Annotated in this window: 19 protein-coding genes; 6 read left to right on the top strand and 13 right to left on the bottom strand. The window is 70.2% G+C overall.

All coding sequences use genetic code 11. The features are described from left to right. Nucleotides 1-6: 6 nt before the first annotated feature. Complete coding sequence (gene mbfA, locus O4G76_RS00420; RefSeq protein WP_269395493.1) at nucleotides 7-984, bottom strand: iron exporter MbfA; 978 nt, start codon at nucleotides 982-984, stop codon at nucleotides 7-9. Nucleotides 985-1,109: 125 nt separating this feature from the next. Here mbfA and O4G76_RS00415 point away from each other — a divergent pair, with 125 nt between their 5' ends. Then, a complete protein-coding gene (locus tag O4G76_RS00415; protein ID WP_269395492.1) occupies nucleotides 1,110-1,727 on the top strand; it encodes a TetR/AcrR family transcriptional regulator in 618 nt (205 codons plus the stop codon). Here O4G76_RS00415 and O4G76_RS00410 read toward each other — a convergent pair. Both O4G76_RS00410 and O4G76_RS00405 read right to left on the bottom strand, forming a co-directional pair. Further along, nucleotides 1,724-2,455 (bottom strand): NYN domain-containing protein, encoded by a 732-nt coding sequence (locus O4G76_RS00410; protein ID WP_269395491.1) that lies wholly within the window; start codon nucleotides 2,453-2,455, stop codon nucleotides 1,724-1,726. The genes O4G76_RS00415 and O4G76_RS00410 overlap by 4 nt on opposite strands. A 111-nt stretch (nucleotides 2,456-2,566) precedes the next feature. Then, complete coding sequence (locus O4G76_RS00405) at nucleotides 2,567-3,697, bottom strand: S-(hydroxymethyl)glutathione dehydrogenase/class III alcohol dehydrogenase (RefSeq protein ID WP_269395490.1); 1,131 nt, start codon at nucleotides 3,695-3,697, stop codon at nucleotides 2,567-2,569. Nucleotides 3,698-3,826: 129 nt separating this feature from the next. On the opposite strand from O4G76_RS00405, the gene O4G76_RS00400 reads away from it, so the two are divergent. Continuing rightward, nucleotides 3,827-4,108 carry an I78 family peptidase inhibitor gene (locus O4G76_RS00400; RefSeq protein ID WP_269395489.1) on the top strand — a complete coding sequence of 94 codons (282 nt, stop codon included), beginning with the start codon at nucleotides 3,827-3,829 and terminating at the stop codon, nucleotides 4,106-4,108. A 298-nt stretch (nucleotides 4,109-4,406) separates the two neighbouring features. Then, complete coding sequence (locus tag O4G76_RS00395) at nucleotides 4,407-4,748, top strand: DUF2794 domain-containing protein (protein WP_269395488.1); 342 nt, start codon at nucleotides 4,407-4,409, stop codon at nucleotides 4,746-4,748. Between the two features lie 3 nt (nucleotides 4,749-4,751). Here O4G76_RS00395 and O4G76_RS00390 read toward each other — a convergent pair whose 3' ends face one another. The 3 genes from O4G76_RS00390 to O4G76_RS00380 form a co-directional block, all read right to left on the bottom strand. Beyond that, complete coding sequence (locus O4G76_RS00390) at nucleotides 4,752-5,567, bottom strand: NlpC/P60 family protein (RefSeq protein ID WP_269395487.1); 816 nt, start codon at nucleotides 5,565-5,567, stop codon at nucleotides 4,752-4,754. A gap of 5 nt (nucleotides 5,568-5,572) precedes the next feature. After that, nucleotides 5,573-6,967: a M17 family metallopeptidase gene (locus O4G76_RS00385; RefSeq protein ID WP_269395486.1), complete on the bottom strand. Its 1,395-nt coding sequence runs from the start codon at nucleotides 6,965-6,967 to the stop codon at nucleotides 5,573-5,575. A gap of 82 nt (nucleotides 6,968-7,049) precedes the next feature. Next, complete coding sequence (locus tag O4G76_RS00380) at nucleotides 7,050-7,442, bottom strand: hypothetical protein (protein ID WP_269395485.1); 393 nt, start codon at nucleotides 7,440-7,442, stop codon at nucleotides 7,050-7,052. 100 nt (nucleotides 7,443-7,542) lie between these two features. Here O4G76_RS00380 and O4G76_RS00375 point away from each other — a divergent pair, with 100 nt between their 5' ends. After that, nucleotides 7,543-8,202 (top strand): carbonic anhydrase, encoded by a 660-nt coding sequence (locus O4G76_RS00375; protein WP_373568000.1) that lies wholly within the window; start codon nucleotides 7,543-7,545, stop codon nucleotides 8,200-8,202. On the opposite strand, the gene O4G76_RS00370 is transcribed toward O4G76_RS00375, so the two are convergent. The 7 genes from O4G76_RS00370 to O4G76_RS00340 form a co-directional block, all read right to left on the bottom strand. Continuing rightward, the gene (locus tag O4G76_RS00370) at nucleotides 8,166-9,272 is read right to left on the bottom strand and encodes an AbrB family transcriptional regulator (protein WP_269395484.1); all 1,107 of its coding nucleotides are present in this window, start codon (nucleotides 9,270-9,272) and stop codon (nucleotides 8,166-8,168) included. The genes O4G76_RS00375 and O4G76_RS00370 overlap by 37 nt on opposite strands. A 41-nt stretch (nucleotides 9,273-9,313) precedes the next feature. Further along, on the bottom strand, nucleotides 9,314-10,186 hold the full coding sequence (locus O4G76_RS00365) for a rhodanese-related sulfurtransferase (protein ID WP_269395483.1): 873 nt from the start codon (nucleotides 10,184-10,186) through the stop codon (nucleotides 9,314-9,316). 128 nt (nucleotides 10,187-10,314) lie between these two features. Then, entirely contained in the window at nucleotides 10,315-12,468 is a 2,154-nt protein-coding gene (gene selD / locus O4G76_RS00360) for a selenide, water dikinase SelD (RefSeq protein ID WP_269395482.1), read from the bottom strand. Between the two features lie 49 nt (nucleotides 12,469-12,517). Next, a complete protein-coding gene (locus O4G76_RS00355; protein WP_269395481.1) occupies nucleotides 12,518-13,072 on the bottom strand; it encodes a pyridoxamine 5'-phosphate oxidase family protein in 555 nt (184 codons plus the stop codon). Next, nucleotides 13,065-14,099, bottom strand: a complete 1,035-nt coding sequence (locus O4G76_RS00350) for a lipocalin-like domain-containing protein (protein ID WP_269395480.1) — start codon at nucleotides 14,097-14,099, stop codon at nucleotides 13,065-13,067. Before O4G76_RS00350 ends, O4G76_RS00355 begins: the two co-directional genes overlap by 8 nt. Beyond that, a complete protein-coding gene (locus tag O4G76_RS00345; RefSeq protein ID WP_269395479.1) occupies nucleotides 14,089-16,470 on the bottom strand; it encodes an FtsX-like permease family protein in 2,382 nt (793 codons plus the stop codon). Before O4G76_RS00345 ends, O4G76_RS00350 begins: the two co-directional genes overlap by 11 nt. After that, nucleotides 16,467-17,123 carry an ABC transporter ATP-binding protein gene (locus O4G76_RS00340; RefSeq protein ID WP_269395478.1) on the bottom strand — a complete coding sequence of 219 codons (657 nt, stop codon included), beginning with the start codon at nucleotides 17,121-17,123 and terminating at the stop codon, nucleotides 16,467-16,469. Before O4G76_RS00340 ends, O4G76_RS00345 begins: the two co-directional genes overlap by 4 nt. Nucleotides 17,124-17,293: 170 nt before the next feature. On the opposite strand from O4G76_RS00340, the gene O4G76_RS00335 reads away from it, so the two are divergent. After that, nucleotides 17,294-17,878, top strand: a complete 585-nt coding sequence (locus O4G76_RS00335; protein WP_269395477.1) for a hypothetical protein — start codon at nucleotides 17,294-17,296, stop codon at nucleotides 17,876-17,878. Further along, nucleotides 17,879-20,443, top strand: a complete 2,565-nt coding sequence (locus tag O4G76_RS00330) for an HWE histidine kinase domain-containing protein (protein WP_269395476.1) — start codon at nucleotides 17,879-17,881, stop codon at nucleotides 20,441-20,443. It begins immediately after the preceding gene. Nucleotides 20,444-20,493 lie beyond the last annotated feature (50 nt).

Here is a 20,493-nt window from a genome sequence, read left to right as displayed (position 1 = left end):
CCCGCCTCAGCCGCCGCCGATCAGCACCCCCGCCGCGAAGACCAGCGAACCGCCCAGCACCACCTGAAAGGCGGCGCGGAAGAACGGCGTGTCCATGTAGCGGCTCTGGATCCAGGCGATGGCCCAGAGCTCGACGAAGACGATCACGATGGCTGTGATCGTCGCGGTCCAGAAATGCGGGATCAGGTAGGGCAGCGCGTGCCCCAACCCGCCGATCGTGGTCATGATCCCCGTGGCGAGGCCGCGCTTGACCGGCGAGCCGCGCCCGGAAAGCTGCCCGTCATCCGAGGCGGCTTCGGTGAAGCCCATCGAGATGCCCGCGCCGACGCTGGCGGCGAGCCCGACGAGGAAAGTGGTGTGGGTGTCCTGGGTGGCAAAGGCGGTGGCGAAGATCGGCGCCAGGGTCGAGACCGAGCCATCCATCAGCCCCGCCAGCCCCGGCTGCACGTAGGTCAGTACGAACTGCCGCCGCGCCGCGTGGTCCTCGTCGGCGCGGGCCTCGTGGTGCAAATGCTCCGCCGCCAGCGTCTGCGCGGTGTTCTGGTGCCCCGCCTCGGCGGCGGCGAGATCACCCAGAAGCGTACGGGTCGCGGCGTCGCGCGCATGGGCGGCGGCGCGCGCGTAGAAGGCCCCGGCCTCGCGCTCCATCTCGGCCGCTTGGGCGCGGATCGTCTCGAGCCCGAGATTCTCGACCAGCCAGACCGGACGGCGGGCGTGGAACCCCGCCACGTGCTCGCGGCGCAAAAGCGGGATCACCTCGCCGAAACGGTCACGGTGCAGCGCGATCAGCTGGCGCCGGTGATCATCCTCCTCCTCGGCCATGCCGTCGAACACCGCGGCCGTGGCCGGGTAGCCGGTGCGCAGCCGCTCGGCATAGAGCCTGTAGATCCGTGCGTCGTCCTCCTCGGAGGAGATCGCCAGCGCGAGGATCTCCTGTTCGCTGAGATCGTTGAATCGGCGTCGGGAGGAGAATCCGGGAATCATGACCGCACCTTCTTTAGAACGATTCCAATCTACCGCTGCATCCGGGTGACGCAACCCGGCGTCACGGCATGGCTGGCCGTCGCTCGACGGGATGCCTATGCTGTCGACGATCCACAGGAGACGAGATGACCGCCGAGGCGCAAGAGATCCGCAAGGGCCGCAAATACGACCAGGTGCTGGAAGGGGCACGCGAGGTGTTTCTCGGGGAAGGTTTCGAAGGCGCCAGCGTCGATGACATCGCCCGCGCGGCGGGCGTCTCGAAGGCGACGCTCTACAGCTATTTCCCCGACAAGCGGCTGCTGTTCCTGGAAGTGACCCGCAACGAGTGCCGGCGCCATGCCGACAATGCGCTGTCCGAGGTCAAGGGTTCGGGCCCGCCGGACAAGGTGCTGCGCATGACGGCGCGGCGGATGATCGCCTTCTACACTTCCGATTTCGGGCTGCGGGTCTTCCGCGTCTTCGTCGCCGAAAGCGCGCGTTTTCCCGATATCGGTCGCGCCTTCTATCGCAGCGGCCCGGAGATGGGCCGTGCGCTGCTCGTGGAGTACTTCCGCGAGGCGGTGGAGCGCGGCGAACTGGTGATCGAGGATTTCGAACTGGCGGCCGACCAGTTCCACGAGCTGTGCCGGGCCGACCTGTTCTACCGGGCGATCTTCAGCGTCACCGACCAGTTCACCACCGAGGAGTGCGACCGCGTCGCCGATGGCGCGGTCGATACCTTTCTGGCCCGCTACGGCGCCTAGTCCTTGCGCCGCACCTGCAGCTGGTTGCCCTGCTTGCGGGTCTCGAAGCGCTTGAGCTCCTGCACCAGCTCGGACAGCTTGCGCTTGCCGTAGCTGCGCACGTCGAAATCCGGATTGTCGGCGGTGATGTACTGGCCGATCGGCCCGAGCGGGTACCACTCGTCGTCATCCTGCTCGATCTTGTCCATCGCCCGCAGGATCAGCGGCACCGCCTCGAGCGGCGACTTCTTGCCCGCCGGTGCGGCCGGCGTCTCGCCCGTCGCGGCGTCGGGCTTGGTGGCCACCGGTTCGTCCACGATGTTCTCGATCAGCACGAAGCGGTTGCAGACGTTGCGCAGGCTCTCGGGCGCCTTGGCCTCGCCAATGCCGATCACGTCGAGCCCCTGCTCGCGGATACGGTTGGCCAGGGCGGTGAAATCGCTGTCCGAGGATACCAGCACGAAACCGTCGAAGCGGCCCGTATGCAAGATGTCCATGGCATCGATCACCAGGCCGATATCGGAGGCGTTCTTGCCCTTGGTATTGGCGGTTTCCTGATGCGCCACGAGCCCGAGCGCCCGGACATTATCGGCCCAACCGCGCAGCCGCTCGGCCGACCAGTCGCCATAGACCCGCCGCAGCGCCGGCTCGCCGAAGGAGGTGATCTCCTTGAGGATCGGCTTGGCGAAGCGCGCCGGGATGTTATCGGCGTCGATCAGCACGGCATAGAGCGGGCGGGTCTCGGGCATCTGGTCCTCCTGGGTTTCACTCGCCCATCGCGCCCCCGCCCCGCGGCGTCAAGCCGGGCGGGGGCAAAACTCTTGCAAGAGTTTTGGCAAGGATCTTCGAAGATCCTTGTCTCAGTAGACCACGACCGAGCGGATGCTTTCACCCGCATGCATCAGGTCGAAGCCCTTGTTGATCTCGTCGAGCTTCAGCTGATGGGTGATCATCGGGTCGATCTCGATCTTCCCTTCCATGTACCAGTCGACGATCTTCGGCACGTCGGTGCGGCCGCGCGCGCCGCCGAAGGCGGTGCCCTTCCAGGTGCGGCCGGTGACCAGCTGGAACGGCCGGGTCGAGATCTCGGCCCCCGCCGGCGCCACGCCGATCACCACCGAGACGCCCCAGCCGCGATGCGCCGATTCCAGCGCCTGCCGCATCACCGTGACGTTGCCGGTGCAGTCGAAGGTGTAGTCCGCGCCGCCGATCAGGTCGCCACGCCGTTTGGTCATGTTGACCAGATGCGGGACGATGTCGCCGTCGATCTCCTTGGGGTTCACGAAATGGGTCATGCCGAAGCGCTCGCCCCATTCCTTCTTGTCGTTGTTGAGATCGACGCCGATGATCATGTCGGCGCCGGCAAGCCGCAGCCCCTGAATCACGTTGAGGCCGATGCCGCCCAGCCCGAACACCACCGCCGTGGAGCCCATCTCGACCTGCGCGGTGTTGATTACCGCACCGACGCCGGTGGTGACACCGCAGCCGATGTAGCAGATCTTGTCGAAGGGCGCGTCCTCGCGCACCTTGGCGAGCGCGATCTCGGGCAGCACGGTGTGGTTCGAGAAGGTCGAGCAGCCCATGTAGTGCAGGATCGGGTCGCCATCGAGGGTCGAGAAGCGCGAGGTGCCGTCGGGCATGAGGCCTTGCCCCTGGGTGCCGCGGATCGAGGTGCACAGGTTGGTCTTCTGGCTCAGGCAGGACGGGCATTGCCGGCATTCGGGGGTGTAGAGCGGGATCACGTGATCGCCGGGCTTGAGCGAGGTCACGCCTTCGCCGACCTCGACCACCACGCCCGCGCCCTCATGCCCGAGGATCGCCGGAAACAGCCCCTCGGGATCGGCACCCGACAGGGTGAATTCATCGGTATGGCAGATGCCCGTGGCCTTGATCTCGACGAGGACCTCTCCCGCCTTGGGGCCTTCGAGATTGACCTCCATGATCTCGAGCGGCTTACCGGCCTGGGTGGCGACTGCGGCACGTGTGCGCATGGGATGACCTCCGTGTTGGCACGCGCCGGGGAGGCGACGCGCTTCGCGCGTCAAGGTCGCGGAAAGCGCGGCCGAGATCAATGCCGCAGCCTCTTGCGCGGGACCGTGCGCCGGGTCAGGCTCGGCCCCATGCGATACCTGATCCTGCCCCTGCTCCTCGCGGCCTGCGCGGCCTATCCTCCGGCGCCCGAGCCGGTCCCGTCCCCGCCTGCGGCGGAGCCCGGCGCCTGCGGCGCGGCCGAGCGTCAGAGACTTGTCGGTGCGCCGGTCACCGCGCTCGAGCGCGAGTTGATCCTCGGTCCGGTGCGGATCATCCGGCCCGGGGACGTGGTGACGATGGATTTCCGCCCCGACCGGATCAATTTCGAGATCGACGCCCTGGAGCGGATCGCCCGGGTCTATTGCGGCTGAATGGCCGTGGCTTGGCTCGCCCCGCGCCGGAGACGAGGACGGCCCGGAGGCAAGGTTGCCGCCCCCGGGCCGTGTCGGATTTGCAAACAGGCCCCGCCCCATCGCGGGTCAGGTGGGGGCTATTATCGCCACGAAGGGACGGTTGGCCTGCCGCTGAACCCTTTGTGCCGATGATCCGCGGCACGGGTGGGGTGCGCGGTGGCCAAGGGAAGGGTGATTTCGCGGCATTCGCATGGCGCAGCCTCCCGTGACGGCGGCCGGGCTTGAAAAGAGGCCCCGCCCGCGTAACTCTGAGGGCATGACGCTTCAGCCCCCCACGCCGTTTCCCGGCCGCCTGCCAGAACAGGTCGCCTTTCACCGGACCGAGCTGGGGCCCATTCTCTCCGTATACGGGCGCATGGTCGCGGCGGGCGAATGGCGCGACTACGCGATCTCCTCCCTGCGCGAGATGGCGGTGTTCTCGGTGTTTCGCCGCACCGCCGAGACGCCGCTCTACCGCATCGAGAAACGTCCGAAGCTGCGGCACCGGCAGGGACAGTTCTCGGTGCTTGGCCCCGAGGGGCAAGTGTTGCGCCGGGGCGACGAGCTGGCCCAGGTGCTCAAAGTCTTCGACGCGCGCCGCTTCCGGGTGATCGAATAGCCCTCAGAGCCTGCGGCGATGCGTCACCGGTCCGCCGCCCTGCGCCTCGATCCGAAGCGCGGCCTTGGTCGCACCCTCATAGGTCACCGCCATGGCATGGCCATTGGCATGGATGATCGTCTCGGCATCCACCATCAGCGCCACGTGCCCCTTCCAGAACCACAGGTCGCCGCGCTGCGGCGCCTCGCCTTCGGCGTCACGGCCCAGCGCCTGCTGCAGGTCGCTGTCACCGGGGCAGGCCACGCCGCAGGCCAGTAGCGCCGCCTGCACCAGCCCCGAGCAATCGATGCCCAGCCGCGAATTGCCGCCCCAGAGATAGGGTGTGCCGAAGAACATCTGCGCCACCGTCACAGGGTCGGAGAAGGGCCGATCGATTTCGCGCAGGTGCTTCTTGGGGATGAAGCCCTCCGGCGTCTCGAACAGCTCGCGCCGCTCGTGCAGCACGGTGACCCGGCTGCCGAAGCTCAGATGCGCGAGGTCGGGCGACTTGATGCTCTCCTCGGCATAGAGATGGGTGGCCGGTGTCGCGACGATATGGGTCGCCGCGCGGGGCGCGCCGAGGCCCGGCTCCTCGACATAGCCGCAATAGCCATCGCGCCCGGCGCGGATGAAGGCCCAGCCATCGCGCCGCTCGAAGATCTCGACGCCCTCGCCCAGCAGCAACTGGCGCTCGCGGGCGCCGCCGGGTGCGGCCAGCAGGTCGAGCACCGGACGCGTCACCCGCGCCCCCTCGGCCGGGACATAGCGCTCGGCCTCGATCTTGCCCGCCAGCTCCAGCGCCGCGACGCGGCCATTGGCCGGGGTCAGTCGGCGATCCATGGCGCTCATTCCAGCCCGAGGAGATCGGGCATCGCCTCGAGCAGCGCCCGCGCGCCCATGCCGACGCCGCCCTTGGGCCGCGCCGGGGCCGGTTTGGGGTTCCAGCCGTAGATATCGAAATGCGCATAGCGCACCGGTTCGGCGAAGCGGCGCAGGAACAGCGCGGCGGTGATCGAGCCCGCCATGCCGCCCGAGGGCGCGTTGTCGAGATCGGCGATACCGGGCTCGATCATCGCCTCGTAGGGAGCGTGGAACGGCATCCGCCAGACCGGGTCGGCCGCCTTCGCCGCGCCGCGCGAGATCGCCGCCGCGTCGGCATCCGCATCGGTATAGAACGGCGCGAGATCGGGGCCGACCGCGACCCGCGCCGCGCCGGTGAGCGTCGCCATCGAGATCATCAGATCGGGACTCTCCTCTGCCCCCATGGCCAGCGCATCGGCCAGCACCAGCCGCCCCTCGGCATCGGTGTTGTTGATCTCGACGCTGAGGCCCTTGCGCGAGGCAAGGATATCCCCCGGGCGGAAGGCATCGGCCGAGACCGAATTCTCGACCGCCGGGATCAGCACGCGCAGCCGCAGCTTCAGCCCCAGCGCCATGATCATCCGCGCGAGGCCCAGCACGGTGGCGGCGCCGCCCATGTCCTTTTTCATCAGCCCCATGGAGCTGCCCGGCTTGAGATTGAGCCCACCGGTGTCGAAGCAGACCCCCTTGCCGACCAGCGTCAGCGTCGGGCCGCTCTCGCCCCAGCGCATGTCGATCAACCGGGGCGCGCGATCGGCGGCGGCGGCCCGGCCCACGGCGTGGATCAGCGGCAGGTTGCGCGCAAGAAGCTCCTCGCCGGTGGTCACCGCCATCCGCGCGCCAAAGCGCTCCGCCAGAGCGGCGGCGGCGGCCTGCAGCTCGGCCGGGCCCATATCCGAAGCGGGGGTGTTGATCAGGTCGCGGGTCAGCACCTCGCCCGCCGCGATGGCACGCAGCCGCTCCGCATCGACGCCCTTCGGCGCCACCAGCCGTGCCTTCGGCGCGGCCTGCTTGGCATAGCGGTCGAAGCGGTAGCTCTCCAAGAGCCATCCCAGGGCGGTCTCCCGGGCAAGATCGGGGTCGGTGGCGGCGTCGAGGGCATAGGTCCCCTCGGGCAATTTCGAGGCGGCGCCCGCCGCGACGAAGCGGCCCCGCGCCCGTGCCTTGTCGTCGCCCAGGCCCACCAGCGCGCCCCACAGCCCGCCCGCGGCGTCGGGCAGCGGCAGCACCGCGCCCGCCCCTGCGCCGAAGCCCTGCGCCACGGCCCAGCCGCGCGCGGTCTCGGGCAGATCGGCCAGTGCCGCGTCCAGTCCCTCGGGCGTCACGAGGCGCAGCGGCAGGGCGGACGAGTCGGGGGCGGCGAAATCGGGCATGGGCATGGGCCTGCTCCTTGGGCGGCTTTGGCGGCGGTGTCGGGGCGAGACTAGCCCGCCCTGCCGCAGCCGCAACCGGGATCGCGCCTCAGCCCGGGCGGCGCAGCGCCGCCAGCGCCCCGGCACCGATGCGCCACAGCCGCGCCACCACCGCCCCGAGCGCCGCCGCGTCGCCGGAGGCGGCGCAATCCTCGACACTGGCCGCGACGCGGGCCATTTCGGACAGACCGAGCCGCAGCGCCAGCCGGTGCAGCCCCCGCGCCTCGATGCGCAGCCGACCGAAGGCGCAAGCGGCGAGCTGCGCCTCGATCCGGCTCAGCCGCACCGACAGGTCGAGCGCCGGCGATGGCCCGCGCCGCCGGCCCGATCCCGTCGTGCCCAGCCGTCGCGCCCGCATCAGCGCCTCGGGCGGTGGCTCCGGCAGCGGCAGGCGCGGCGCAAGCGCGCATGGCGCATCAAGGGATCGGTCGGCGTCTCTCATGCGTCGAGTCTGACGCCACCCAATGTGGAAAGCGTTGCCCGGACCGCGAGATATGTCTCGAATCCAAGCTCAATTCCGCCTATTTGCAACGGAACGACGCATGGAGACGCTGATGATCATCGCCAGACCCCTCCCCGATTACCTCACGAAGCGCTACCACGGCTGGAAGGCGACCGCCTATGCCGAGAACAGCGCCTGGTACCGCAAGCTCGCCGATGACGGCCAGCATCCGCGCGCCATGGTGATCTCGTGTTGCGACAGCCGGGTGCACGTCACCTCGATCTTCGGTGCCGATCCGGGCGAGTTCTTCATTCACCGCAACATCGCCAACCTCGTGCCGCCCTATGCCCCCGACGGCAATCAGCACGGCACCTCGGCCGCGATCGAATACGCGGTGACGGCGCTCAAGGTGCCGCATCTCATCGTGATCGGCCATTCGAGCTGCGGTGGCGTGCGCGGCTGCTTCGACATGTGCGAGGGCCACGCCCCGGCCCTGGAAGAGAAGTCGAGCTTCGTGGGCCGCTGGATGGACCTGCTGCGCCCCGGCTATGCGCGGCTGCCCGAGGGCACCGAGGCCGAACGCGTCGCGGCGCTGGAAAAGCAGGCGGTGCTGGTTTCGCTCGAGAACCTGATGAGCTTTCCCTACGTGAAGGCGGCGGTCGAGCAGGGCAAGCTGACGCTGCACGGGCTCTGGACCGACATCGGCGCGGGCGGGCTCGAATGCTACGATTCCGATCGCGGCGATTTCGCCCCGGTCTGATCCCTCTCCGATCTGGGCCGCGTCAGCCGGAACATCGGCTGCGCGGCGAAGATCACCAGCATGATCCGCACCAGATGCAGGACCGAGACATAGGCGACGTCCTGGCCCATCGCCAACGCCAGCAGGCTCATCTCGGTGAGCCCGCCCGGCGAGTAGCCCAGAAAGCTGAGCGACAGCGGCAGCCCGGTGATCGCGCTCAGCCCCCAGGCGAAGATCACCGCGACACCGATCATCACCACCGATGACAGCGCCCCCAGCGACAGGTCGCGGCCGATCTGGCGGGCGCCGACCCCGATGAAGCGGCAGCCGATCACCGTGCCGATCACCAGCTGCGCCACCACGATCAGGAATCCCGGCGGAGCCACGGTGACGAGCCCGGCGAGATGCAGCGCCCCGCTCAGCAGCATCGGCCCGGTGATCTGCGGCGCCGGCAGCCGCAGTGACTTGCCCAGCGGCACCCCGGCCACGGCCGCGGCCCCCAGAAGCGCCCAGTCGAGCGGCGACAGCGCCGAGGCGGCGGTGCCACGCGCCACCTCGCCCGAGCTGACATCGAGCGCGTAGCCATAGAACAGCACCACGAAAAGGATGACGAGCAGCACCCGCGCGGCATGGGCCAGCGCGATCCGCTTCTCGTTGCCGCCCGCCGCGCCGCCGAGGATCAGCATGTCGTTGAGCCCGCCCGGCATCGCCGAGAAGAAGGCGGTGACCGGGTCGTAGCGCCCGATCCGGCGATAGACGGCATAAGAAGCCAGCGCCGTCAGCGCGAGGAACGGCAGCAGGAGCGCGAAGCTCGCGGCATAGCGCGAGGCGGCGGCGAACATCTCGGGCCGCATCGCCGAGCCGAGCATCACGCCGATCACCGGGATCACGAAGGGCCGCAGCCGATCCGGCCCCCGCACCGGCAGCGACAGAACCGCCGCCAGCGTGTTGCCGATCATCGGCCCGAGCATCCAGGGCAGCGGCATGCCCGCGAGACTCGCGAGCCAGCCCGACAACGCACCGATGGCCAAGGCGAAGACGGCGCGGCGCCCCGGCACGAGGCCGCGCAGATACATGACGACAGCATCCATACCGCCTGCTTAACGTCGCGGCGGTTGGAGGTATAGGGGGATCAGCGGTGCAATTGCCGCTGCCGCTCGGCATAGCGGGCACGGTCGGCATCGCTTCGCTCGTCGATGCAGCCGGGGCAGGAGATGCCCTCCACATAGGCCGGGTCCCGCATCGCCCGCGGCGAGACCGGCATCCGGCAGGCGCGGCACAACACGTGGGAGCCGGGTGCCAGCCCGTGGCCCACCGCGACGCGCTCGTCGAAGACGAAGCATTCGCCGCGCCACAGGCTCTGCCCGGCGGGCACCTCTTCGAGGTATTTCAGGATGCCGCCCTTGAGGTGGAACACGTCCTCCACCCCCTGCGCCTTGAGAAACGAGGTCGATTTCTCGCAGCGTATGCCGCCGGTGCAGAACATGGCGATGCGCTTGCCCGCGAGCGCCTCGCGGTTGGCCTCCCACCAGTCGGGAAACTCGCGAAAGCTCGCGGTGCCCGGCTCCACCGCCCCCTCGAAGCTGCCCACCGCGACCTCGTAGCCGTTGCGCGTGTCGATCACCGCGACATCGGGGGCGGAGATCAGGGCGTTCCACTCGGCGGGATCGACATGGGTGCCGACCTGCCCCAGCGGGTCGACGCCGGGCTGGCCCATGGTGACGATCTCTCGCTTCAGCCGAACCTTGAGACGGCGGAAGGGGGCGATCTCGGCGTCGCTCTCCTTCCATTCGAGTCCCGCGAATCCCGGCCAGCCACGCAGATGCGCGATCAGGTCGAGAATCGCGGCACGGTCCGGAGCGGCGACGGTACCGTTGATCCCCTCGGCCGCGAGGATCAGCGTGCCGATGATCCCGCGCGCGGCGCAGAATTCGAGCAGCGCCTCGCGGCGCTCGGGCGCGTCCGAGAGGGGCGCGAAATGATAGAGGGCGGCGACGGTGAACATGGCGCGCGGGATTACGCCGGGGACGGCGCCTGCGCAAGCCGGGTCGCGCGCCATGGGCAACTTTGTTCTGCAAATACGCAATCCGACGGCTACCCCATGCACCCCGCAGGGCAGGTCGCCGCATCGGATCAGACCAGCCGCAGCCCCACATCTTCGGTCATCCGCCCGATCAGCGCCGCCGGGTATCCCGCCGCGCGCAGCTCGGCGAGCAGCCGCTCAGCCTGCGCCGCATCGACGGCGGCGAGCAGCCCCCCGGCTGTCTGCGGGTCGAACATCAGGTCGGCGCGCGGCCCGCCCGCGCCGATGATGACCGCCCCCGCCCCGGCCATGTTGTCGGCGAAGAGCGTCGAGCGCGTGCCCGTTTCGGCCAGTTCCAGTGCCCCCTCCATCAGCGGCACATCGGCGACGCGCAGCTCGGCGCCGCAGCCGCTCGCCTCGCAGATCCCCGAGAGATGGCCGGCGAGGCCGAAGCCGGTCACGTCGGTCATCGCCTGCGCCCCTGCGAGGATCGCCGAGGCCCGGCCCTGCGGCTGCAGCATCGTCTCCCATGCCCCGGCCACGACCCGCCCCGGAGCCGCCCGCGCCATCTCGGCGGCCATGATGGTGCCCGATCCCACCGGCTTGGTGAGGATCAGCGCCGCGCCGGGCCGCGCGCCCGCCAGCGTCACCGGCTCGCCCTCGCAGAGGCCGGTGACGGTAAAGCCCACGGTCAGCTCCGAGCCGAGCGAGCTGTGGCCGCCGAGGATATGCGCGCCGGCCGCATCCATCACCTCGCGCGCCGCGGCCATGATCTCGGCCATGGTGCGGCGCTGCATCTCGGCGCTCATGCGCGGCAGGATCAGGCTCACCGTCGCGGCCTGCGGCTTCGCGGCCATGGCCCAGACATCGCCCAGCGCGTGGATCGCCGCGATCCGGGTCATCAGGTCGGAATCCTCGACCATGGCGCGCAGGTGGTCGGTCGAGATCACCTGCTTGGCGCCGCCGGTGACGATCAGCCCGGCATCGTCGCCGGGCAGTGGCAGCACGTCCTCGCGGGCGCGCATGGGCAGACCGGCCAGCGCCTCGCGCAGCGCGCCGCGCCCGACCTTGGCACCGCAGCCGCCGCACATCGGCTTGTCCCCGAGCGCCTCGACCACCCCTTCGGCCAAGGGATCGGGCAGCTTCGTCGCGGCCATCTCCGGCAATTCGGACAGCTTGTTCATGAACTTGCGGTCGATCCGGTCCTTCCAGCGCCAGAGCACCGGATGCGCCACGGCGCGTCCCCATTTCTCGGCCATCGCGGATTTGTCGCCCAGCGAGACCAGCTTGAGATAGTCCTTCTGCGGCCGGTAATCGCGCATCGTCCCGCCCGAGAGCGCGGCGCGCAGGTTGTGATGCAGGATCGGCGCCTGCCGCACCGCATAGACCCCGGCCTTGGGGCGCGGGGTCCGGACCATATGCGCGCAGTCGCCCACGGCGAAGACACCGGCCGCGCTGGTCTCCAGCGTCGGCGCGACTTGGATGAAGCCGTCATCGAGCGCCAGCCCGGTCCCGGCCAGCCAGCCCTGCGGCCGTGCCCCGGCGGCGCCGATGGTAAAGTCGGAGGCGATCTCGCGCCCATCCTCGAGCAGCACCCGGTCGGCTTCGATCCGCGCGACGCCGGCATTCTCGACCACCTCGATGCCGAGCCGCGCCATCCGGTCCAGCACGATGCGGCGGGCGCCGTCGGAGGTCTCCGAAAGCAACCGGTCCTTGTCGATCACCGTCACCTGCGCCTCGCGGTGCCGCAGTCCGAAGGCGGCCGCCATGGTCAGCTCGGCCCCGGCGACGCCGCCGCCGATCACCGCCACGCGGGCCGGGCCGTCGCCCGCCCGAAAGACGCCCCAGTCGCGGGCCAGCCGCCCCAGCGGCTTGGCCGGTACGCCGTGTTCGGCGAAGCCCGCGACCTGAGGCATCTGGCTGGTCACGCCGACATCGAAGGAGGCCGCGTCGAAACCGATGCGCCGCGCGCCGACGATCACCTCGCGCGCGGCGAGATCCAGCCCCTCGGCCCGGCCGAGGATCAGCCGCGCCCCCGCGAAGCGCGCCAGCCGCACCAGATCGATCTGCGGGGTGTCGGCGTCGTAATGCCCCGCCACATAGCCCGGCAGCATGCCGGAATAGGCGGTAAGCGGGCCGGGATCGATCAGTGTCAGGCGCACGCCCGGCAGCGGGTTCATGCCCCACCGCTTGAGCACCAGCGCATGGGCGTGGCCGCCGCCGATCAGAACGAGGTCGCGGGTCAGGGGGATGAGGGGCGTCATGCGCGGGGATCTATCGCCCCGCCCTTCTCCGCGCCAGAGCCGCTCGCGCTCACGGCACCAGCCAGCTGCCCTGCCAGCCCTCCTCGCGCTCGAAGCGGGCGCGGCGGTGGATCTCGCCGAGATGCAGCGCCTCGATCCGAAGCACCCGCGCGCGCAGCACCGCGAAGCGGGCCGGGCGCGGGTTCGGATGCCAGGCCTCGGCCGAGGCGATCGGTGTGCCGGGCGGCGGCACCGTGCCGTAGCGGGCGCGGGCCTCCTCGGGCACCTCTTCCCAAAGCGTCTTCTCCTCCTCATGCGGCAGCCGCACGACATGCGCCCGCATCCGCACCTGCAACGACGCTTCGGCGTCCCAGACATGCAGCGCCGCACGCGGCCCGTCGGTCAGCTGCAGCACCTTGGCGGCGTCGGCATCGGAATGCAGGTCGAGCGTCCAGTCGGCCGCGTCGAAGCCGCGCAGCACCATGGTGCGCGCCGAGGGCCAGCCCTGCGCGTCGCGCGTCGCCAGCACCGGCAGCCGCGCCGCCGCGTCGCGGTCCACGAGACCCGCCCCGATGCGCGCGCGCACCAGATCGAGCAGCCCCGAAAGCGTCGTGATGTCACTCATAACCCGTCATCTCCAGATATCCCCTGCCCTCATGGCTCCCCGTTACCGTCACCGGCCCCTCCCAGTAAGGGGGCGACAGCGCGTTCCATGCCGCCGGGTTCAGCGCCGTCACCTCGACCGCGACCTCCCGTTGCGACAACCGCACCGCCCAGCGCACCGGCACCTCCACCCCGTCGAGCGACGCCATCTCCAGCGGTTCGGCCTCGAAGTCGCCCACATAGGGGGCGAGCGTCCCGTCCGGCGCGATCCAACTGGCGTAACTGTAGCCTGCCGCATCGTTTTCGCGAAGCTGGAAGCCCATCAGCTTGGCACCGCCCTCGAAGGACAGCGAGAACCAGTCCCAGCCGGTCTGGCGCTCCGACAGCGGCTGCGAGGACCACTCATGGTCGAACCAGGCATGGCCGCCGACCTCGACCGGGCCGTCGGGCAGCCTCAGCATCCCCTCCACCGCGAAGAAGGGCTGCGAGTAGTAATAGGAGGCCTGCCCCTCGCCGGACTTCACCGAGTAGCCCGCCTCGCCATGCAGGACCAAGGGCCCGGTGGCGGACATCGACAGATCATAGCCGAAGTCCGGGCCGCTGGCCGCGAGGTCGAGATTGTCGAAATCCGGCCCCGCCATGCGCCAGTCGTCGATCCATGCCGCGAAGGGCGCGGCCTCGACCCCCGCCTGACCGATGCCGCCCCGCGCCAGCCGCTGGGTGAAGAGATGGCGCTCGGGCGTGGTGACGGCGGCATGGCCGAGCCAGATCTGCGGGCTGGCGAAACCCTCGGCCTCGCGCGGGGCCAGCGCCGAGCGGAACAGGGTCCATTGCAGCCCGTAGGGCGTGCCGTCGGGGCCGGTCAGGTTGGCGGTGACGTACCACCACTCGATCCGGTAGTCGGGATGGGCCCCGTGATCCTCGGGAAACGCCGGGGCGACGGAGGGGTCCGGCAGGGCGAAGCCGCCCGCCTCGCCGCCGAGGCCCGCGAAGCCCTGCGCCTGGGCCAGACCCGGCAGGCAGATGAGAAGAAGAACCCTAGCGTTCATTGGCGAAGACCCCCAGCAGCGCGGCGGGCGGCGTGCGGGCCAGCCGGATCGCGGGCCACAGCGCCGCAAGCCCGGCCGCGACCAGTGCGAACAGCCCGAGCCGCGCATAATCCCACGGGAACAGGAACATCGGCAGCCGCCAGCCGAAGGCCGCGACATTGACCACCGAGAGCAGCACCCAGGCCAGCGCCAGCCCGAGCGGCAGCGCCATCAACGCGGTCAGCGCCGCCAGCAGCACCGCGCGGACCACCTCAAGCGCCGCCAACCGCCGCCGCGTCAGTCCCAGCGCCCAGACCGGGGCAAGCTGCGGCAGGCGCAGCGCCGCCAGCGTCAGCAGCGACATCAGGATCGCGAAGCCCGCGACGGCGAGCGTCAGCACGTTGAGCGCCGCCGTTACGGCGAAGGTGCGCTCGAACACCTGCATCGAAAAGCGCTTCACCGCCGCCTGATCGGTGATCGCGCCCTCCGGCAGTCCCTCGGCCACCAGCGCGGCGCGGATCGCCGGCACCTCGTCCGGGTCGAGCCTGAGGCCGAAGCGGCGCGGCACCACCTCCGGGTGCAACTCGGCGAACAGGGCCTCGGTGACGATCACCTGCCCTACCGGGTTGCCGTAATCGCCATGGATGCCCAGCACCGGCAGCACCGTGTCCGGCCCGAGCCGGACCGGATCGCCCAAGCTCAATCCGGCGCGGCGCGCGAGCTGCTCGTTGACCAGCACCCCCTCACCCGCGGCGAGCCGTTCCCAAGGGCGGTCCACCGCCTGCAGGAAGCGCCAGTTCTGCGGATAGGTCGGGTCCGGCCGCGCGAGGTTCAACTCCACCGGCAGACCCGCGACCTCGGTTTCGACCGAGGCCAGCGGCAGGACCGAGCGCACGCGCGGCGCGAGAAAGGCCTCAATCGCGCGGGCCTGATCATCATCGGCGGTCTCGATGTAGAGCTCCGGCGCGAGGCGCTGATCGAGAAAGCCGGTGAAGGTCTGACGGAACGAGCTGACCATGGTGGAGACGCCGATATTGGCGGCCATCGCCAGAAGCAGCGCCATCAGCGCCAGCGACAGCCCCGGAAGCTGCTGGCGCGTATCGGCCCAGAACCACTGGGCCAGCGGGCCGCGCGCCAGCCGCGCCGCGATGGCCAGAACCGCGCCCAGCACCACCGGCAGGGCCAGCGCCGCGCCGACGAGTCCCGCGCCCAGAAGGCCGAAGCCCGCCACTAGCCCTTCGCCCCAAAGCGCCAGCCCCACCGCCACGCCGATCAGCCCCAGCGCCGCGCCGCCCTGCCATCGGGCGGAGCGCGCATCGGCCATGGCCCAGGCCCGGCGCCCGCCCGCCGCCAGAAGCGGCATTCGCGCCAGCCGCCACAGCGCCGCCCCGGCGGCGAAGCCGGTGCCCAGAACCGCGATGCCGAGCCCCGAGAGCCACCAGACCGGGCGCAGCCGCAGCCCGCCCGCCACCTCGGCCCCGTAAAGCCCGCGCAGCGTCGCTGCCACATCGGGCAGAAGCTGTGCCGCCAGCAGCCAGCCCAGCCCCACCCCAAGCGTGCCCGCGATCAGCGCGAAGCCCAGAAGCTCGGCCATCATCAGCGCCACGAGGCGGCGCAGCGGCACGCCCAGGGCCCGCATCGTGCGCAGCACCGGGCGACGCTGCTCGAAGGCGAGCCCGACCGCGCCATGCACGATGAAGATGCCGACCGCGAAGCACAGCAGGCCGAAGGCGGTGAGGTTGAGGTGGAAGCTGTCGGTGAGCCGGCCCACCTCGGAGCCCGCCTGTGGCGGGCGCAACGCCAGATCGGGGGCGATCTCCTCGAGCGCGGGACGGCCCAGAGGCTGCTCGGGCGCAACGATCAGCGCGTCGAAGCCAGCCCGGTCCAGAAGCCGCAGCGCGACCGAGACGTCGGTGACCACGGTGCCCGGCGCGGTGTCGGGCGCGACCACCTTCTCGGCGTCGATCCCCGGCAGCGCTTCCAGCGCCTCGGCCCGGCCGAAGACCTGCCCGGCGCCGGTGAGAAAAGCGGCGATGTCGGCGTCCTCGGCTGCCGGACCGATGCCGCCGGGCGCGGTCAGCGGCTCGATCCCCACCAGCTTGGCGCCGCCGAGCCGTCCCTGTACCACCGGGCTCACCTGCCAGCTGGCGCGGCGCAGCGCCACGTAATCCGCCAGAGCGATCTCGCCCCCCGCCGTCGCCACGATCCGCGCATAGCGCCCCTCGCCCAGCGTCGCGGCGGCGGCATCGTAGCTCGCGCGGGCCTCGGCATTGATCGCCTGCACCCCGGACCACAGCCCGGTCGCCAGCGCCAGACCGGCGATCAGGGTGAAGAGTTGCAGCGGCGCGCGGCGCCAATGCGACAGGAGCGCCCGCAGGACCGTCCGGGTCACGCGATCCGCCCCGCATGCAGGTGCAGCCGCCGCCCCATGCGGGCGGCGTGACGCTCGGAATGTGTGACCATCAGCAGCGCCGCGCCGGTTTCGGAGACGAGCTCCAGCATCGCGCCCAGCACCGCCTCGGCGGTGGTTTCGTCGAGATTGCCGGTGGGTTCGTCCGCCAGCACGAGGCGCGGCCGCGCGGCAAGGGTGCGGGCGATCGCGGTGCGTTGCTGCTGGCCGCCCGAAAGCTGTTCGGGGTATTTCGACAGGTGCGGCGCGAGGCCGAGCCGCTCGGCCAGCATCATCGCCCGCCTTGCGTCATGCCGTCCGGCAAGCCGCGCCTGGAAAGCGATGTTGTCGCCGACGCTGAGCGACGGGATCAGGTTGAACTGCTGGAACACCACGCCCACGGTGCCGCGCCTGAGCGCCGCGCACCCCGAATCGTCGAGCGCCTCGACCCGGGCGCCGTCGAGCGCGATGCAGCCCGCATCGGGCCGGTCGAGCCCGCCCACGAGATGCAGCAGCGTCGACTTGCCGGAGCCGCTTTCGCCGGTCAGGGCGAGGCTCTCGCCCGCTTCGAGGTCGAGATCGACGCCCCGCAGCACCGGCACCGGCCCCTCGGCTCCGGTGAAACTCTTGTGCAGGTCCCGCAATCGCAACAGCATGGGGCGAAGCTAAGCCGATCCGCGGTACCGGAAACAGCGGCATCGCACCGCGATGCATCGGAAACAAAAAACTTCGCCTTCTGGAACCACTTGATCTGCTCCGGCGTTGACATGTTTGCTGGTGTGAAACACGAGCTTTCGACGTGTTCACCGACGAGGGACCACCGATCTTGACGATGCACCAGACGCCGCTGCGAAGCCGGTTGCGAGAGGATCTCGCCCCGCGTCACGAGCGGCTCGATGCCTGCTTCTCCCGCTTCGACCTGACGACCCGGCCCGGCCTGTCGGGCTTTCTCGCCGCGCATCGCGCCGCCTTCGCGGCGATCCGCCCCGCACCCGGCGGCCTGACCGGTCAGCCGCTGCTCGACCGGATGATCGCGGCGCTCGACACCGATCTCGACCGGCTCGGCCACGAGTCCTTACAGGCGCTTGCGCCCTGCAGATTGAGCCAGCCGATGGCGCAGGACTACGTACTGCTCGGCTCGCGTCTGGGCAGCCAGCTCTTGCGACGCCGCTGGGAGGCAGGGCGCGATCCGGAACTGCACGCCGCCGGCAGCTACCTGTCGCTGCCGCCGATGGCCGCAGAGTGGCGCGCCTTCTGCTTGCAGGCGAGCGCGCAGCCCGGTCTCGGTACGGAAGCAGACCGCGTGATCGCCGAGGCCGGCGGGTTGTTTGATCTCTTTCTGACGGCGGGGCAGGATGCCGCCCTGCCTCCTCGGGCTACGCCCGCCCCTCTGACCGAACGGACCGCCTGAATGACCGATTCCCTGGCCGATGCGCCGGTCGACCTCAGCAATTGCGAGAAGGAACAGATCCAGTTCCTCGGCCATGTGCAGCCCTATGGCTGCCTGATCGCCGTTTCGCGGGACTGGGTGGTCCGGCACGCCTCGGCCAATACCGGCGAGATGCTCGGCCATGAGGCGCAGGCGATGATCGGAACGTCGCTGGCCGATCTGTTCCCGCGGGACGTGACGCATGATCTGCGCGGTCGCCTGCAGATGCTGGGCCACGGCGCCGGGGCGGCGCGGATCTACGGGATCGACCTGTTCGAAGACGGCCGGGCCTTCGACGTCTCGGTGCATCTGTCCGAGCCTCATTACCTGTTCGAGTTCGAACCCAAGACCGAGGGCGGCGCTCGGGACGAGATGTCGCTGGTGCAGCCGCTAGTGGCCCGGCTGCGCCGCCAGCCGGATATCGGCCGCATGGCGCGCGAGGCTGCGCGGGCGATGAAGGCGCTCACCGGCTTCGACCGGGTGATGATCTACCAGTTCCAGCGCGACGACAGCGGCAAGGTGATCGCCGAGTCGGCGGCACCGGGCCTGACGCCCTTCCTCGGGCTGCGCTTCCCCGCGAGCGACATCCCCCCGCAGGCGCGCGCGCTCTACATGCGCAACCCGATCCGGCTGATCCGCGACGTCGACGCGCCGCCGCAGCCGATCCTCTCCGCCCCCGAGGCGGAGGGCGAGCGGATCGACCTGTCGCATTCCGTGACCCGGGCGGTCTCGCCGATCCATCTCGAATACCTGCGCAACATGGGCGTCGCGGCCTCGATGTCGGTGTCGATCCTGCGCGACGGCAAGCTGTGGGGGCTGATCGCCTGCCATCACGGGACGCCGCATTACCTCGACTACGAAAAGCGCTCGGCGGTGGAACTGTTCACGCAGCTGCTCTCCTACGAGATCGCCGCGCTGGAGAACGAGGCCGAGCGCGCGCAGGCCGCCAAGGCACGGGTGCTGCATACCTCGCTTCTGGCGCGGATGACCGACAGCACCGCCATCGCCGACAACTTCAAGAAAATCGCCGGAGAGATCGGCGAGGTTATCCCTTTCGACGGCATCGCGATCTGGATCAACGACCGCTACCACGCGATCGGCGCGACCACTACCGGCGAGGAGTTCGCGGGGCTGCTGCGCCACCTCCATTCCACCCATGCCGGGCATGTCGAGGCCACCGACAGGCTGATCGATCGCTACCCGGCGGCCGAGAGCTTTGCCAACCGCGCCGCCGGGATCCTGGCGCTGCCGATCAGCCGCGGCCCGCGAGACTACATCGTGCTGTTCCGCCGCGAGCAGGTCGAGGAGGTCACCTGGGCCGGCGATCCGGCCAAGCCGGTCTCGACCGGGCCGAACGGGCTGCGGTTGACGCCGCGCAAGAGCTTCGAGGCCTGGACCGAGACGGTGCGCCACCAGAGCGCGCCCTGGACCGACAGCGAGATCGCCGCCGCCGAGACGCTACGGATCACACTGCTCGAGGTGGTGCTGAAGATCGCCGATGATTCCATCGCCGAGCGCAAGCGCGCGCAGGAGCGGCAGGAGCTGCTGATCGCCGAACTGAACCACCGGGTGCGCAACATCCTCAACCTGATTCGCAGCCTGGTGTCGCAAAGCCGCTCCGGCGTCACCTCGGTGGAGGAATACAGTCGCCTCGTCGATGGCCGGATCGACGCGCTGGCGCGCGCGCATGACCAGTTGACCGGTTCCGACTGGGAGGCGGCCTCGCTCAAGACGCTGATCGAGACCGAGATCGACGCCTTCATCGCGGCCCAGCGCGACCGGGTGCGGATCACCGGGCCCGATGTCGGCCTGACGCCCGAGGCCTTTTCGACGCTGGCGCTGGTGGTGCACGAGCTGGTCACCAACGCCGCGAAATACGGTGCCTTGAAGGACGGGCATGGCTGGGTCGAGGTCGGGCTGTCGCGCGATGTGCAGGGCGATCTGCGCGTCGAGTGGCGCGAGCGCGGCGGCGCGCCGCTGCGCGCCGGCAAGGGGCGTGGCTTCGGGACCACGGTGATCGAACGCTCGATCCCCTTCGAGCTCGGCGGCGATGCCGAGCTGCGCTTCGCGCTCACCGGCGCCGAGGCCCGCTTCCGGATTCCCGCCCGCTTCGTCGCGACCGCGCCGGAGGCCGCCCCGGCCCGGGACGACGCGGCTCCGGACGATGGCGAGACGCCGTTCACGCTCGCGGGCAAGGCTCTGGTGGTCGAGGACAACATGATCATCGCCATGGACGCGTCCGACATCCTCTCGGAGCTGGGCTGCGCTGCGGTGTCGATGGCGAACGGCGTCGGCGAGGCGCTGCGGCTGATCGAGGCCGAGCAGTTCGATCTCGCGCTGCTCGACGTCAATCTCGGCAACGAGACCTCGCTGCCCGTCGCCGAGACGCTGCGCGCGCGCGGCGTGCCGTTCCTGCTCGCCACCGGCTATGGTGCGACCGAGGACATCACCGCGGCCTATCCCGACGCCCCGACCCTGAAAAAGCCCTATACCAAGCGCAGCATGCGCGCGGGCTTCATGGCGCTGCTGCGCGACGGCGACGGCTGATCGACTCTGGACGCGGCAGCATTGGCACGGCAGTCTGCGCCGGCATTGAA

Origin of the sequence: Limimaricola sp. G21655-S1 (assembly GCF_027213785.1) — a bacterium.
In the GTDB taxonomy this organism is placed as follows: Bacteria; Pseudomonadota; Alphaproteobacteria; order Rhodobacterales; family Rhodobacteraceae; genus Limimaricola.
This window is presented reverse-complemented; position numbering and strand designations above follow the sequence as displayed.

What these genes read in the sequence shown, in the direction of transcription:
- mbfA (WP_269395493.1), bottom strand. Translation starts at nt 984, where the DNA reads ATGATTCCCGGATTCTCCTCCCGACGCCGATTCAACGATCTCAGCGAA.
- O4G76_RS00415 (WP_269395492.1), top strand. Translation starts at nt 1,110, where the DNA reads ATGACCGCCGAGGCGCAAGAGATCCGCAAGGGCCGCAAATACGACCAG.
- O4G76_RS00410 (WP_269395491.1), bottom strand. Translation starts at nt 2,455, where the DNA reads ATGCCCGAGACCCGCCCGCTCTATGCCGTGCTGATCGACGCCGATAAC.
- O4G76_RS00405 (WP_269395490.1), bottom strand. Translation starts at nt 3,697, where the DNA reads ATGCGCACACGTGCCGCAGTCGCCACCCAGGCCGGTAAGCCGCTCGAG.
- O4G76_RS00400 (WP_269395489.1), top strand. Translation starts at nt 3,827, where the DNA reads ATGCGATACCTGATCCTGCCCCTGCTCCTCGCGGCCTGCGCGGCCTAT.
- O4G76_RS00395 (WP_269395488.1), top strand. Translation starts at nt 4,407, where the DNA reads ATGACGCTTCAGCCCCCCACGCCGTTTCCCGGCCGCCTGCCAGAACAG.
- O4G76_RS00390 (WP_269395487.1), bottom strand. Translation starts at nt 5,567, where the DNA reads ATGGATCGCCGACTGACCCCGGCCAATGGCCGCGTCGCGGCGCTGGAG.
- O4G76_RS00385 (WP_269395486.1), bottom strand. Translation starts at nt 6,967, where the DNA reads ATGCCCATGCCCGATTTCGCCGCCCCCGACTCGTCCGCCCTGCCGCTG.
- O4G76_RS00380 (WP_269395485.1), bottom strand. Translation starts at nt 7,442, where the DNA reads ATGAGAGACGCCGACCGATCCCTTGATGCGCCATGCGCGCTTGCGCCG.
- O4G76_RS00375 (WP_373568000.1), top strand. Translation starts at nt 7,543, where the DNA reads ATGGAGACGCTGATGATCATCGCCAGACCCCTCCCCGATTACCTCACG.
- O4G76_RS00370 (WP_269395484.1), bottom strand. Translation starts at nt 9,272, where the DNA reads ATGGATGCTGTCGTCATGTATCTGCGCGGCCTCGTGCCGGGGCGCCGC.
- O4G76_RS00365 (WP_269395483.1), bottom strand. Translation starts at nt 10,186, where the DNA reads ATGTTCACCGTCGCCGCCCTCTATCATTTCGCGCCCCTCTCGGACGCG.
- selD (WP_269395482.1), bottom strand. Translation starts at nt 12,468, where the DNA reads ATGACGCCCCTCATCCCCCTGACCCGCGACCTCGTTCTGATCGGCGGC.
- O4G76_RS00355 (WP_269395481.1), bottom strand. Translation starts at nt 13,072, where the DNA reads ATGAGTGACATCACGACGCTTTCGGGGCTGCTCGATCTGGTGCGCGCG.
- O4G76_RS00350 (WP_269395480.1), bottom strand. Translation starts at nt 14,099, where the DNA reads ATGAACGCTAGGGTTCTTCTTCTCATCTGCCTGCCGGGTCTGGCCCAG.
- O4G76_RS00340 (WP_269395478.1), bottom strand. Translation starts at nt 17,123, where the DNA reads ATGCTGTTGCGATTGCGGGACCTGCACAAGAGTTTCACCGGAGCCGAG.
- O4G76_RS00330 (WP_269395476.1), top strand. Translation starts at nt 17,879, where the DNA reads ATGACCGATTCCCTGGCCGATGCGCCGGTCGACCTCAGCAATTGCGAG.